General features: G+C 61.4%; 12 protein-coding genes and 1 riboswitch. Of the genes, 10 read left to right on the forward strand and 2 right to left on the reverse strand.

Features of this window, described 5'->3' with window-relative positions:
- Positions 1-19: 19 nt before the first annotated feature.
- Positions 20-1,297, forward strand: coding sequence for a lipid IV(A) 3-deoxy-D-manno-octulosonic acid transferase (waaA, locus tag KZH41_RS03815; RefSeq protein ID WP_263274412.1), 1,278 nt, complete (start codon positions 20-22; stop codon positions 1,295-1,297).
- Between the two features lie 120 nt (positions 1,298-1,417).
- Here the strand turns inward: waaA and KZH41_RS03820 are convergent, their stop codons facing one another.
- Entirely contained in the window at positions 1,418-2,857 is a 1,440-nt protein-coding gene (locus tag KZH41_RS03820; protein WP_094953735.1) for a TolC family outer membrane protein, read from the reverse strand.
- Positions 2,858-3,053: 196 nt separating this feature from the next.
- Positions 3,054-3,159, forward strand: a riboswitch (TPP riboswitch).
- Positions 3,160-3,307: 148 nt separating this feature from the next.
- Here KZH41_RS03820 and thiC point away from each other — a divergent pair.
- Both thiC and cytX read left to right on the forward strand, forming a co-directional pair.
- Complete coding sequence (gene thiC / locus KZH41_RS03825; RefSeq protein WP_094953736.1) at positions 3,308-5,212, forward strand: phosphomethylpyrimidine synthase ThiC; 1,905 nt, start codon at positions 3,308-3,310, stop codon at positions 5,210-5,212.
- A gap of 136 nt (positions 5,213-5,348) precedes the next feature.
- Positions 5,349-6,638, forward strand: a complete 1,290-nt coding sequence (gene cytX / locus KZH41_RS03830; RefSeq protein ID WP_094953737.1) for a putative hydroxymethylpyrimidine transporter CytX — start codon at positions 5,349-5,351, stop codon at positions 6,636-6,638.
- Here the strand turns inward: cytX and KZH41_RS03835 are convergent.
- On the reverse strand, positions 6,607-7,353 hold the full coding sequence (locus KZH41_RS03835; RefSeq protein WP_094953738.1) for an RsiV family protein: 747 nt from the start codon (positions 7,351-7,353) through the stop codon (positions 6,607-6,609). The two genes, cytX and KZH41_RS03835, sit on opposite strands and share 32 nt — an antisense overlap.
- 194 nt (positions 7,354-7,547) lie before the next feature.
- On the opposite strand from KZH41_RS03835, the gene KZH41_RS03840 reads away from it, so the two are divergent.
- From KZH41_RS03840 to KZH41_RS03870, 7 genes are all read left to right on the forward strand, one after another.
- Positions 7,548-8,165 (forward strand): NUDIX domain-containing protein, encoded by a 618-nt coding sequence (locus KZH41_RS03840; RefSeq protein ID WP_094953739.1) that lies wholly within the window; start codon positions 7,548-7,550, stop codon positions 8,163-8,165.
- Entirely contained in the window at positions 8,156-8,605 is a 450-nt protein-coding gene (locus tag KZH41_RS03845; RefSeq protein ID WP_094953740.1) for a DUF1249 domain-containing protein, read from the forward strand. Before KZH41_RS03840 ends, KZH41_RS03845 begins: the two co-directional genes overlap by 10 nt.
- A 99-nt stretch (positions 8,606-8,704) precedes the next feature.
- Positions 8,705-9,520 (forward strand): 3',5'-cyclic-AMP phosphodiesterase, encoded by an 816-nt coding sequence (gene cpdA, locus KZH41_RS03850; RefSeq protein WP_094953741.1) that lies wholly within the window; start codon positions 8,705-8,707, stop codon positions 9,518-9,520.
- 204 nt (positions 9,521-9,724) lie between these two features.
- Positions 9,725-10,333 carry a YqiA/YcfP family alpha/beta fold hydrolase gene (locus KZH41_RS03855; protein ID WP_094950989.1) on the forward strand — a complete coding sequence of 203 codons (609 nt, stop codon included), beginning with the start codon at positions 9,725-9,727 and terminating at the stop codon, positions 10,331-10,333.
- 45 nt (positions 10,334-10,378) lie between these two features.
- A complete protein-coding gene (gene parE, locus KZH41_RS03860) occupies positions 10,379-12,283 on the forward strand; it encodes a DNA topoisomerase IV subunit B (protein WP_263274413.1) in 1,905 nt (634 codons plus the stop codon).
- Positions 12,283-13,278: an esterase-like activity of phytase family protein gene (locus KZH41_RS03865; protein WP_263274414.1), complete on the forward strand. Its 996-nt coding sequence runs from the start codon at positions 12,283-12,285 to the stop codon at positions 13,276-13,278. Before parE ends, KZH41_RS03865 begins: the two co-directional genes overlap by 1 nt.
- Entirely contained in the window at positions 13,275-13,793 is a 519-nt protein-coding gene (locus KZH41_RS03870; protein WP_094950986.1) for a TIGR02281 family clan AA aspartic protease, read from the forward strand. The genes KZH41_RS03865 and KZH41_RS03870 overlap by 4 nt, the downstream gene beginning before the upstream one ends.
- The last annotated feature ends 6 nt before the right edge of the window (positions 13,794-13,799 follow it).

Raw genomic sequence — 13,799 nt, forward strand, 5'->3', positions numbered from 1 at the left:
GCCGATAAACTCCGCCGCCATGAATAGAACTCTCTACAGCTGTCTGTTTTACTTGGCGCTGCCGCTGGTGGCTTTACGTTTGTGGCTGCGTGCGCGCAAGGCGCCGGCCTATGCCAAACGCATCGGCGAACGCTTTTCCTACGGCCTGCCGGTCATGCAGCCCGGTGGCATCTGGGTGCATGCCGTGTCGGTGGGCGAAAGCATCGCCGCCGCGCCGATGATTCGCGGGCTGCTGGCGCGCCATCCGACGTTGCCGATTACCGTCACCTGCATGACGCCCACCGGGTCCGAGCGCATCCAGGCGCTGTTCGCCAATGAGCCGCGCATTCAGCACTGCTACTTGCCGTACGATTTGCCCTGCGCCGCCAAGCGTTTTCTCGATCGCGTGCAACCCAAGCTGGCGGTGATCATGGAAACCGAGCTGTGGCCTAACCACATCCACGCTTGCGCCCAGCGCGGCATTCCGGTGGCGCTGGCCAACGCGCGGTTGTCGGCGCGTTCGGCCAAAGGCTATGCGCGGTTCGCCAAACTCACCGCGCCCATGCTGTCTGAAATGAGCCTGTTCGCGGTACAGACGCACACCGAAGCCCAGCGTTTCCTGAGCCTGGGCGCGCGTCCGGAAACCGTCGAAGTCACCGGTTCGATCAAGTTCGACCTGACCATCGACCCCGAGCTTGCGGTGCGCGCCGCCGCGTTGCGTGAGCAATGGGGCGCCAGCGAGCGCCCGGTGTGGATCGCGGCCAGCACCCATCAAGGCGAAGACGACGTGGTGCTGGCTGCCCATCGCCAGCTGCTCGACAGCTATCCCAATGCGCTATTGATTCTGGTGCCGCGCCATCAGGAACGTTTCGGCCCGATGTTTGAATTATGCGCGCACCAAGGATTTGCCACGGTGCGCCGCTCCAGTGGTGAGCCCGTGACCGCGCACACCTCGGTGCTGCTCGGCGACACCATGGGCGAGCTGCTGTTTCTCTACGCCCTGGCCGACAGCGCCTTTGTCGGCGGCAGCCTGGTGCCCACCGGCGGGCACAACCCGCTGGAGCCAGCAGCGCTGGCCAAGCCTGTGATCATGGGGCCGCACCTGTTCAACTTCCTCGAAATCAGCGCGATGATGCGCGAGGCGGGGGCGTTGCGTGAGGTGGATGATGCAGACGGTTTGGCCGAGGCCGTGCGGCAACTGTTCGAGCTGCCGCAGGATGCGCGCAAGATGGCAGAGGCGGGGCTTGCGGTGATGCAGGCCAACCAGGGCGCGCTCAAGCGCTTGCTGGATGGCTTGGACAGGCTGATCAATCACTGACCCAACCTGATCCAAATGTGGGAGCTGGCTTGCCTGCGATAGCATCACCCAGGTGTAACTGATACACCGCGGTGCCTGCATCGCAGCCAAGCCAGCTCCCACATTGGTTTTGCGCTGTGCTTAGTAGCCGGGGCGGGCCTTTAGCTGCTCGGCGGCCGCTTTGGCCAGGTCAGGCGGCAGGAAGTCCTTGTCCGGGTTGTAATCAGCCTTGAGGTAACGCGACAGGTCCTGCAAATCCCCAGGGTTCAACGTGCCCGCGGCCTGCTTCAAGCGCAGGTTGTCGAGGATGTAGTCGTAGCGGCTGTTGTTGTAGTTGCGCACCGACGAGTAGAGCTGGCGCTGCGAGTCCAGCACGTCGACGATGTTGCGCGTGCCCACCTGATAACCGATCTCCGTGGCTTCCACCGCGCTCTGGTTCGAGATGATTGACTGGCGGCGTGCCTGTACCTGTTCCACATCGGTGTTCACCGCGCGGTGCAGGTTGCGGGTGTTTTCCACCACTTGGCGGCGCAGGCCTTCGCGTTGCTGCTCGCTCTGATCGAGGCGCGAATAGGATTCGCGCACTTGCGAGCTGGTGAGGCCGCCGCTGTAGATCGGGATGTTCAGGCGCAGGCCGATGGTGCGTTGCGATACATCACCGCCGTAAGGGATCGGCAGTTGGTTGGGGTTGCTGAAACCCAGCGCGTCGTTGTCACCCTTTTCGTATTGCGCCACGGCGTCGAGGGTCGGCAAATGGCCGGCCTTACGCTGGCGCAGGGTTTCTTCGGCGGCGGTGACCGCGTAGTTGCTGGCCAGCAGGTTGAGGTTCTGGCGGCCGGCGGTTTCGACCCAGGCCTTGGCGTCATTCGGCGCCGGCGGCAGCACCGGCAGCGTGTGCACGATGCCCTGGATGGCGTTGTACTCTCGGTTGGTCAGGGTGATCAGCGCTTCGAAGGCGTCGTCCACCTGGCGCTGGGCGACGATGCGGTTGGCGCGCGCGGTGTCGTAGCTGGCCTGGGATTGCAGCACGTCGGTCTTGTCCGACAGGCCCACGTCAAAGCGTTCGTTGGACTGGTCGAGCTGGCGCTTGAAGGCGTTTTCTTCGGCCTTGGTCGAGGCCAGGTTGTCCTGGGCGCGCAGCACGGCGAAGTAGTTCTCGGCGCTTTGCAGGATCAGGTTCTGTTCGGTAGCCGACAGTTGCAGCGAGGCTTGTTCGTTGACGGCTTCGGCGGCTTGCAGCTGGAACCAGCGGTCGGCGCGGAACAGCGGCTGGCTCAAGGTCGCACGCCAGGAGTGGGCGTCACGGTTGGCGGTGGCCGCCGGTTGGTTGATCTGGGTGCGCACGTTGTTGCTGTCGGCGCCGGCCGACAAGTTCGGCAGCAAGCCGGCGCGGGCCTGGGGCACCACTTCTTTTTGCGCGCCATATTGGGCGCGGGCGGCGGCCAGGTCGGCGTTGTTGTTCACCGCTTCTTGGTAGACGCTGACCAAATCGGTGTTGGCGGACAAGGGCGCTTCAGCTGCCCAGACCATTCCATTGGTCGCACAAGACACGGCAAGAGCCAGTGAGAGTTTGCGCAGCATGAGGCGATCCCTAGTGTGAATATTACGGCGATAATTTAGCGCCCAAGGCTAAGGCTGGCCATTCCTGGCGTCAAGCATTGTGGCAGTGCCCGAGTGTAGTGGCGCTGACCCGGCGCAACAATCCCGCAATCACGCCATTCATCACGCTGAATGCACCGCTATTGGCAATTTGCCCACGCCATGGTCTAGACTGGCCGCGTTCTTGTCGGGGTGCCTTGTTGGAAGGCTGAGATCGGTAAATACCGGATCCCGTTGAACCTGATCAGGTTAGCGCCTGCGTAGGGAACAAGATTTCTCGTCACCCGGCGAGTCCTCTTGTGCTTCGTCCGGGATGTTGTTCGACAATCGAACAGCTCTTGTGCGTCAAGCACAGCACTGGTTTCAGTGCGTCCATCCGTCACAGGTTCGCTCCGACAAAAATCCACCACCTGGATAGTTGGAGAGCCCGTGATGAGCACAGAAATAAAAAGTACAAAACTGAAAAACACCGTGCACTTGAGTGAGTCGGCCAAGGTCGATTCCGGTTCCGTGCAGCCGTTTACCCGCTCGCAAAAAATCTATGTGCAAGGCACTCGGCCAGACATCCGCGTACCGATGCGGGAAATCAGTCTTGACGTGACACCCACCGATCTCGGTGGCGAAATCAACGCCCCCGTGGTGGTCTACGATACCTCCGGCCCTTATACCGACCCGAACGTCATCATTGATGTGCGCAAAGGCTTGGCCGATATCCGTTCGCCATGGATTGAGGAGCGCGGTGACACCGAGCGCCTGGCAGGCCTGAGCTCCCACTACGGTCGGGAGCGCCTCAACGATCCGGAGCTGGCGTCGCTGCGTTTTGCCCACTTGCAAAACCCTCGCCGAGCCAAGGCCGGCGCCAACGTCAGCCAGATGCACTACGCGCGCAAAGGCATCATCACGCCGGAGATGGAATTCGTCGCCATCCGCGAAAACATGAAGCTTGAAGAAGCTCGCGCCAACGGCCTGCTTGAGCAGCAACACCCTGGCCACAGCTTCGGCGCCAGCGTGCCGAAAATTATCACGCCCGAATTTGTACGCGAAGAAATCGCCCGTGGCCGCGCAATCATCCCGGCCAACATCAACCACACCGAATTGGAACCGATGATCATTGGCCGTAACTTCCTGGTGAAGATCAACGGCAACATCGGCAACAGCGCCCTGGGTTCGTCCATTGAAGAAGAAGTGGCGAAAATGACCTGGGGGATTCGCTGGGGTTCGGACAACATCATGGACTTGTCCACCGGCAAGCACATCCACGAAACCCGCGAGTGGATCATCCGCAACTCGCCAGTGCCGATCGGTACTGTGCCGATCTACCAGGCCCTGGAAAAAGTCGGCGGCGCCGCCGAAGACCTGACCTGGGAGTTGTTCCGCGACACCCTGATCGAACAGGCCGAGCAGGGCGTTGACTACTTCACCATCCACGCCGGCGTGTTGCTGCGCTACGTGCCGCTGACCGCCAAACGCGTCACTGGCATCGTGTCCCGTGGCGGTTCGATCATGGCCAAGTGGTGCCTGGCGCACCACAAAGAGAACTTTGCCTACACGCATTTCGAAGAAATCTGCGAAATCATGAAGGCCTATGACGTTAGCTTCTCCCTCGGCGACGGCCTGCGCCCTGGCTCGATTGCCGACGCCAACGACGCCGCGCAATTCGGTGAGCTGGAAACTCTGGGCGAACTGACCAAGATCGCCTGGAAGCACGACGTGCAAACCATGATCGAAGGCCCCGGCCACGTGCCGATGCAACTGATCAAGGAGAACATGGACAAGCAGTTGGAATGCTGCGACGAGGCGCCGTTCTACACCCTCGGCCCGTTGACCACCGACATTGCGCCGGGCTACGACCACATCACCTCGGGCATCGGCGCGGCGATGATCGGCTGGTTCGGTTGCGCCATGCTCTGCTACGTCACGCCTAAGGAACACCTGGGCTTGCCGAACAAGGATGACGTGAAGACCGGGATCATCACCTACAAGATCGCCGCACATGCGGCCGACTTGGCCAAGGGGCACCCGGGTGCGCAGATTCGCGATGACGCCTTGAGCAAGGCGCGCTTCGAGTTCCGCTGGGAAGACCAGTTCAATCTCGGCCTGGACCCAGACACGGCGCGGTCGTACCACGATGAAACCTTGCCGAAGGACTCGGCCAAGGTCGCGCATTTCTGCTCGATGTGTGGGCCGAAATTCTGCTCGATGAAAATCACCCAGGAAGTGCGTGAGTACGCGGCCAACCAGCGTATTGAAGCGGTGGATGTGGACGTGGCCAAGGGCTTGGCCGAGCAGGCGCAGCGGTTCAAGCAGGAAGGGAGTCAGTTGTACAAGAAGGTCTGACACCCACGATCGTTCTCACGCTCTGCGTGGGAATGCATCCAGTGACGCTCCGCGTCACAAAGGCGGACGCAGAGCGTCCATAGCGGCATTCCCACGCAGAGCGTGGGAACGATCATGCCCCTCAGAGATAACACCCTTGAGCATTCAACCGAGTACCTACTCTCCTGATATAGCGGTGCCGAGCGACAAACGCGTGTTCGGCGCCCGCGACCTGTTTTCCCTGTGGTTTTCCCTCGGCATCGGCCTGATGGTCCTGCAAACCGGCGCCTTGCTTGCACCGGGCCTGGGCTTGTCCGGTTCGTTGCTGGCGATTTTCCTCGGCACCCTGGTCGGTGTGCTGTTGCTGGCCGCCGTCGGCGTGATTGGCAGCGACACCGGCCTGTCGGCCATGGCCGCGCTCAAGCTTAGCCTCGGTGCCAAGGGCGCCAGCCTGCCGGCGCTGCTGAACTTGCTGCAACTGATCGGTTGGGGCTCGTTCGAAATCATCGTGATGCGCGATGCCGCCAGCGTGTTGGGCACACGAGCCTTCAGCGAAGGCAGCCTATTGGCCAGCCCTTTACTGTGGACGCTGTTTTTCGGCGGCTTGGCGACGCTGCTCGCCGTCAGTGGCCCGCTGACGTTTGTGCGCCAGATCCTGCGCAAATGGGGCATATGGCTGTTGCTGGCCGCCTGCCTGTGGCTGACCTGGAACCTGTTCGCCAAGGCCGACCTGGCTGCACTGTGGGCCACGGCCGGTGACGGCTCGATGCCGTTTGCGGTGGGGTTTGATATCGCCATCGCCATGCCGCTGTCGTGGTTGCCGCTGATCGCCGACTACTCGCGCTTCGGCAAGCGCGCCAAAAATGTCTTCGGCGGCACCGCCCTTGGCTTCTTTATCGGCAATTTCTGGCTGATGAGCCTGGGCGTGGCTTACACGCTGGCGTTTGCGCCAAGTGGCGAGGTGAATGCGTTGTTGCTGGCGCTGGCGGGTGCGGGCCTGGGCATTCCGCTGTTGCTGATCCTGTTGGACGAGTCGGAAAATGCCTTTGCCGATATTCACTCGGCGGCGGTGTCCAGCGGGATTTTGCTGCGTTGGAAGGTCGAGCACCTGGCGCTGGCCATCGGTGTGATTTGCACCCTGATCGCCTGCTTTGCACCGTTGGCGCAGTACCAGAACTTCCTCCTGCTGATTGGCTCAGTGTTTGCGCCGTTGTTCGGCGTGGTGCTGGTGGATCACTTTATCCTGCGCCGCCGTGGCCAGAGCGCGGTCGCCCACCTGCAAAGGCCAGCGCTGGTGGCCTGGCTGGGCGGCATCGCTACGTATCACGTGCTGGCAAACCTGTATCCGGACATCGGCGCAACCCTGCCGGCGCTGGTGCTGGCAGGGCTGTTGCAACTGATCTTGGGCCGGGCCTTCAGTGGCGCGCGGGCGCCAGTTCAGGCTTGAGTACGCCGGTGAGGCGCGCATAGGGGATGGTCATTTCGATCAGCCCCAATGCGTAAGGCGCAATGGTCGACACGTTGTACTTGAGCACCACGCCGCTGCTGGTCAGGGCGATGTTCGGGGTTTTCTGGAACGGCCAGTTCTTCACGAACGCCGGGTCACGGTCCATCTGCGAGTTGATCAGCCAGCTGTTGTGGGCGACTTTGGCGGCGTTCCAGAACGCTTGCTCCTGGCCCGGCAACAGCATGTCGTTCAGGCTTAGCTCTTTGTGCAGCACGCGTGAGTAGTTGATGAAACCACGGCCGGGCTGGCCTTGGGCGACACCCGTGTCGAGGTAGCTGGAGACTTCAATGATCACCAGTCCGTCATGCTGCTCACGTACCTTGGCCTGCAAGTACATGCTGTGGCGGTCGGCAGACTCGCGCAGGAACGTGTCCCGGTAAGCGTTCAGGGTCGGCGGCACGCTGGCGCCGGGGGTGGTTCGGGTCATCTGCAGCAGGCGTTGTTCCACCAGGCTGTCGAGCTGCGGCTCGCTGGGGAAGTGCACGGTATCAATGTTCACTAACGGGCAGTCGGGGCTGCCGCAGCCAGGCTTGATCTGCTCAGAGGCATCTTGTTGGGTGTCCAGCGGCTTGAGGTAGCTTGGCTGGAACAGGCTCTGGCAAGCACCCAGGGTCAAGGCAATACAGGCCATGGAGGCGATTTTTAAAAGCGACATGTGCGTCCTTCGGAAATCGATGGAAAGCGAAAAAGAGTAGCGCTTCGACTGCGAACAAAGCCGTCAGTTCGCCACTAAGCTGATTAGAGTGAGTTTGACGCTCGCCGTCTATCTCGGCAACTGCAAAGGGGCTGCACCAACCGGCATGGGCGCGTTAGGATGGCGCCAATTGCACGGCCTTAACGAGGAAGAATATGACGGACATTGCCAAATCGACGCCGAACACCATCGAGATTGTTCAGCGCGACAATGCCTACAAGGGCTTCTACAAGCTCGATCGCGTGCAGCTGCGCCACGAAAAATTCGATGGCGGCATGAGCCGGGTGATCAATCGCGAAGTCTTCGTTCGTCATGACGCAGTGTGCGTGCTGCCTTATGATCCGCAGCGCGATGAAGTGGTGCTGATCGAGCAATTCCGTGTCGGCGCTATGGGCCGTACCGACAACCCTTGGTTGATTGAAATGGTCGCTGGCCTGATCGACAAGGATGAAGAGCCGGAGGAGGTTGCGCACCGCGAAGCCGAGGAGGAAGCTGGGCTGACATTCTCCGCGCTGTGGCCGATCACTAAATATTTCCCGTCGCCCGGTGGCAGTACTGAATTCGTGCACTTGTACCTGGGCCGCTGCGACAGCGCCGGGGCGGGTGGCGTCCATGGACTGGAAGAAGAGGCAGAAGATATCCGCGTCACCACCTGGGCGTTCGAAGATGCCCTGCAGGCGGTGCGTGACGGCAAAATTTCCAACGCAGCCAGCATTATCGCCCTGCAATGGCTTGCGCTTAATCGCGCGGAAGTGAGGGGGTTATGGCAGTAAAGGCACGGGAACGTTATCGAGTCGACCTGATCGGGTTGCAAGCCGCCTGCGAGGCCAACTATGCGCGGCTGATGCGCTTGCTCCCCGACATGCGCCACACGCCCGAGGCGCGGCGCATTGCGGTGACCCACGGCGACCAGATGCTCGGCGTGCTGAACTTGGAGGTCATCGTCAACTGCCCGTACACCACCACCTTGCGCGTGCGCCAGGAGCACAGTCTACCGTGGCTGCCGGTGCCGCAACTGGAAGTGCAGGTTTACCACGATGCGCGCATGGCCGAAGTGATCAGCGCCGAACATGCGCGACGCTTTCGCAGCATCTATCCTTACCCGAACGTGTTCATGCACCAGCCCGATGAGAAAGCACAGCTCAATGTGTTCCTCGGTGAATGGTTGAGCCACTGCCTGGCCTTAGGTCATGAGTTCGAAGTCGTGCGGTAGATGTGAACTGCATCTGCTTCCTTGGGTTTCCTCTTTGTGTCCTGCCCCAGCATAATCGCGCCAAACGTCCATTTCCTGTGATTGTCTTGGGAGAGCGCCTTGTCCCGCGTATCCACCGTGAACCCTGATGCGCCGGCGCTGCTGGTGCAATTGTCCGACAGCCACCTGTTTGCCGAGGCCGATGGCACGCTGCTGGGTATGAACACCCGCGAAAGCCTGCAGCGGGTGATCGAGTTGGTGCGCGAGCAGCAGCCGCACATCGATTTAGTGCTGGCCACGGGGGACTTGTCCCAGGACGGCACGCTTGAGTCCTATCAACAGTTTCGCGACCTGACCCGGCAGATCGACGCCCCGGCGCGCTGGATCCCCGGTAACCACGATGAGCCGCAGATCATGGCGCATGCCGCTGTGCACAGTGATCTGCTGGAGCCGGTGGTCGACATCGGTAACTGGCGCGTCACCCTGCTCGACTCCGCCGTGCCCGGCTCGGTGCCGGGCTACCTGCAAGACCAGCAACTGCAATTGCTTGCCCAAGCCTTGAGCGAAGCGCCGGGCCAGCACCATCTGGTGTGCTTTCACCATCACCCAGTGCCCATCGGGTCTGCGTGGATGGAGCCGATCGGGCTGCGTAACCCCGAGGCCTTGTTTGCCGTGCTCGACCGCTTCCCGCAGGTCAAGGCCGTGCTCTGGGGCCATGTGCACCAGGAGATCGACCGCGACCGCAACGGCGTGCGCCTGCTGGCGTCGCCGTCTACCTGTATCCAGTTCGCGCCGGGCAGCGAGGATTTCAAGGTCAGCGAGCAAGCGCCGGGTTACCGGTGGCTGCGCCTGCATGCCGACGGACGGTTAGAGACCGGGGTAGAGCGGGTCAAAGGCTTTGCGTTCACCATCGATTACGGCAGCAACGGCTATTAAACGCTGCAAACACAGATCAAAATGTGGGAGCTGGCTTGCCTGCGATTGCGGTATGCCGGTTAACCAATGTGTGACTGATACACCGCCATCGCAGGCAAGCCAGCTCCCACAGTGGATCTTCTGTGTCCTTTAGATAGAGGGCCTCACACACCCCTGCGATCCCTGTAAACTGCGCCTCTTTGGCTGACGCACGGAGAGCCCGGCATGTCTGCTTCGATCTTGTATATCCACGGTTTCAACAGCGCGCCTGCGTCCAACAAGGCCAGCCAGTTGAGCACCGTGATGGACAGCCTCGGCCTGGCCGACCAATTACGCGTGCCGGCCCTGCATCACCATCCGCGTCAGGCGATTCCTCAATTGGAGGAAGCCATTGAGCAACTGGGGCGGCCACTGCTGGTAGGTAGCTCACTCGGCGGCTACTATGCAACCCATCTTGCCGAACGCCATGGCCTCAAGGCGCTGCTGGTCAACCCGGCGGTCAGCCCGCATCGGATGTTTGACGGTTACCTGGGCACCCAGAAGAACCTCTACACCGATGAAACCTGGGAACTGACCCACGACCACGTCGAGGCCCTGGCCGAACTGGAAGTGCCGGCTCCGCAGGACGCCTCGCGTTACCAGGTATGGTTGCAAACCGGGGATGAAACCCTGGACTATCGCCTCGCCCAGCAGTATTACCGGGCCTGTGCTTTACGCATCCAGGCCGGTGGCGACCACGGTTACCAGGGCTTTGCCCAGCAAATACCGGCCATGTTGAGCTTTGCCGGCATTGGCGCAGATCAGTATCAATCCTTCGATTTTTCTTCACTGTAAGAATCGCAGGTTACTTTTTAATCGAACGACTCACGACGAGACCCCATGGCCACTCCCAGCGCTAGCTCTTATAACGCCGACGCCATCGAAGTCCTCTCGGGCCTCGACCCGGTGCGTAAACGCCCAGGCATGTACACCGACACCAGCCGGCCGAACCACCTTGCCCAGGAAGTCATCGACAACAGCGTCGACGAAGCCTTGGCCGGGCACGCCAAGTCAGTGCAAGTCATCCTGCACGCCGACCATTCCCTGGAAGTGTCCGACGATGGTCGCGGCATGCCGGTGGACATCCACCCCGAAGAGGGTGTGTCGGGCGTCGAGCTGATCCTCACCAAGCTGCACGCCGGCGGCAAGTTCTCCAACAAGAACTACCAGTTCTCCGGTGGCTTGCACGGTGTGGGTATTTCTGTGGTCAACGCCCTGTCGAACCATGTGCGGGTCAAGGTCAAGCGCGACGGCAACGAGTACCAGATGACCTTCGCCGATGGCTACAAAGCCACCGACCTGGAAGTGATCGGCACCGTTGGCAAGCGCAACACCGGCACCAGCGTGTACTTCGCGCCGGACCCGAAATACTTCGATTCCCCCAAATTCTCCATCAGCCGCCTCAAGCACGTGCTCAAGGCCAAGGCTGTGTTGTGCCCGGGCTTGCTGGTCAGCTTTGAAGACAAAGGCACCGGCGAGAAGGTCGAGTGGCATTACGAAGACGGCCTGCGCTCCTACCTGGAAGACTCCGTCAGCGACTTCGAGCGCCTGCCCAACGAGCCGTTCTGCGGCAGCCTGGCCGGCAATAAAGAAGCCGTCGACTGGGCGCTGCTGTGGTTGCCCGAAGGTGGCGACAGCGCGCAGGAAAGCTACGTCAACCTGATCCCGACCGCCCAGGGCGGCACCCACGTCAACGGTTTGCGCCAAGGCTTGCTGGATGCCATGCGCGAATTTTGCGAATACCGCAGCCTGTTGCCACGCGGCGTGAAGCTGGCGCCGGAAGACGTGTGGGAGCGCATCGCGTTCGTGCTGTCGATGAAAATGCAGGAGCCGCAATTCTCCGGCCAGACCAAAGAACGCCTGTCGTCCCGCGAGGCCGCAGCGTTTGTCTCCGGTGTGGTCAAGGATGCGTTCAGCCTGTGGCTCAACGAGCACCCGGAACTGGGCCTGGCCCTGGCGGAACTGGCGATCAACAACGCCGGCCGTCGCCTCAAAGCCAGCAAAAAGGTCGAGCGCAAGCGCATTACGGCTGGCCCGGCACTGCCGGGCAAACTGGCCGATTGCGCCGGCCAAGACCCGATGCGTTCCGAGCTGTTCCTGGTGGAAGGTGACTCCGCCGGTGGTTCCGCCAAGCAAGCGCGGGACAAGGAATTCCAGGCGATCCTGCCGTTGCGCGGCAAGATCCTCAACACTTGGGAAGTCGATGGCAGCGAAGTCCTGGCCAGCCAGGAAGTGCACAATATCGCGGTGGCCATCGGTGTCGATCCAGGCTCGGCTGATATTGCCCAACTGCGCTACGGCAAGATCTGCATCCTCGCCGACGCCGACTCCGACGGTTTGCACATTGCCACCTTGCTATGTGCGCTGTTCGTCCAGCACTTCCGCCCATTGGTGGATGCCGGTCATGTCTACGTCGCCATGCCGCCGCTGTACCGTATCGACCTGGGCAAAGAGATTTTCTACGCCCTGGACGAAGCCGAGCGCGATGGCATCCTCGACCGCCTGGTCGCCGAAAAAAAACGCGGCAAGCCACAGGTCACGCGATTTAAAGGCCTGGGTGAGATGAACCCGCCGCAGTTGCGCGAAACCACCATGGACCCGAACACGCGGCGCCTGGTGCAGTTGACCCTGGAAGACTTCGCCGGCACCTCGGAAATGATGGACATGTTGCTGGCGAAGAAGCGTGCACCGGATCGCAAAGCCTGGCTGGAATCCAAAGGTAACCTGGCCGAGGTTCTAGGCTGATGCGCACAGGTTTCGCCCTGGCGATCCTGATGTTGAGCGGGTTGGCGGCCACCGAGGTGGTTGCCGCGCCCGTGGCAGAACTCAAACTCGTGTCCGAGCACCCGGTGGACGGCATGCGCGGTGGTAACCTCTCGGGCCTGGCCTTGTGTGGCAAGGACCTGTGGACGGTTTCCGACCGCGATGACGACCAGATCTACCGCCTTGATATCAGCGCGCCGACCTGGCAAGCCGAAGCGGTGAAGATCGACGTGCCGCCGGTGCCCGAGTCCGGCTTGCCCTGGGGTTTGCGTTCGCGCACCAAGGCTGCTTCGTTTATTCGCGGTGGCGACCTGGATTTTGAAGGCATCACCTGTGATGCCGTCGGCAACCGTTACATCGTCAGCGAAGCCCACGCGGCCGTGCTGCAGGTACCGGTGAGTGGTGCGCCTGAGTGGTTGAAAATCGCCCCTGGCATGGTGCGTGAAGCCCGTGCCAGCGGCATGTTGCTGCATTTTAATGCGTTGTTTGAAGGCCTGACGGTGAACCCGCAAGGCACTCAGATTTGGTTGGCGGCAGAGCGTGAGCGGCGTGGCTTGATCTCGATCAAGCGCGGGCAGAGCGTCTGGGATTGTGAGGGCCCCTGTGTGTTGTTGAGCGAGGCCGGCCAGGAAGTGCAGCCGGCGCAGTTCACCAACGCCAAGGCGGTGTCCAAGGACTTTGCCGACCTGGCGCTGTTCAACGGCAAGCTGTTTACCCTGGAGCGCAATGCGTTCCAGATTTGCCGGCGCGATGCGGTCACAGCCAAAGTCGAGCTGTGCTGGTCGTTTGCCGACGAAACCCTGACGCCGAACCGGCGCTATCCCCAGCCCTACGGCCTGGCCGAAGCCCTGGTGGTGGATGCTGACGGTGCGTGGTTGGGCATCGACAATAATTTTGGCCCACGTGCCGATGGTGAAAAACGGCCTGTGGTCTATCGTTTCGCCGCCCCTGCCGGTGGCTGGAGCGCCCAGCCATGAGTGCACAACCGCCCGGCAAGCGTGCCGGACGTGTATTGATGTTTTTGGCATGGGGGGCCGGACTGTTTTTGGCCACACGTTTTTTTGGGCAATGGGAAGCGCGTCAGGAAAACCCCAATGCCGTGGTGACCTCGGAGCAACACGAGGGTTACATCGAAGTGAAATTGCTGGGCAACGGCCAAGGGCATTTTGTTGCCAGCGGCCAGATCAACGGGCAGCCGGTGGAGTTTATGCTCGACACCGGCGCGACCGATGTGGCGGTTCCGGCCGAATTGGCTGACCGCCTCGGACTTAAACGTGGCTTGCCGGTGACCTTGAGCACCGCCAACGGGCGTAGCCAGGGCTACCGTACCCACCTCGATCGCCTGAAACTGGGCGATATCGTCCTGCAGGACGTCCGCGCACTAGTGGCGCCGGGCTTGGACGGGGAACAGGTGTTGCTGGGCATGAGTGCATTGAAACAACTTGAATTTACCCAGCGCAGCGGCACATTGCTGCTGCGCCAGACCAAATAATGATGA

The organism is Pseudomonas sp. YeP6b, from assembly GCF_025642995.1.
In the GTDB taxonomy this organism is placed as follows: Bacteria; Pseudomonadota; Gammaproteobacteria; order Pseudomonadales; family Pseudomonadaceae; genus Aquipseudomonas.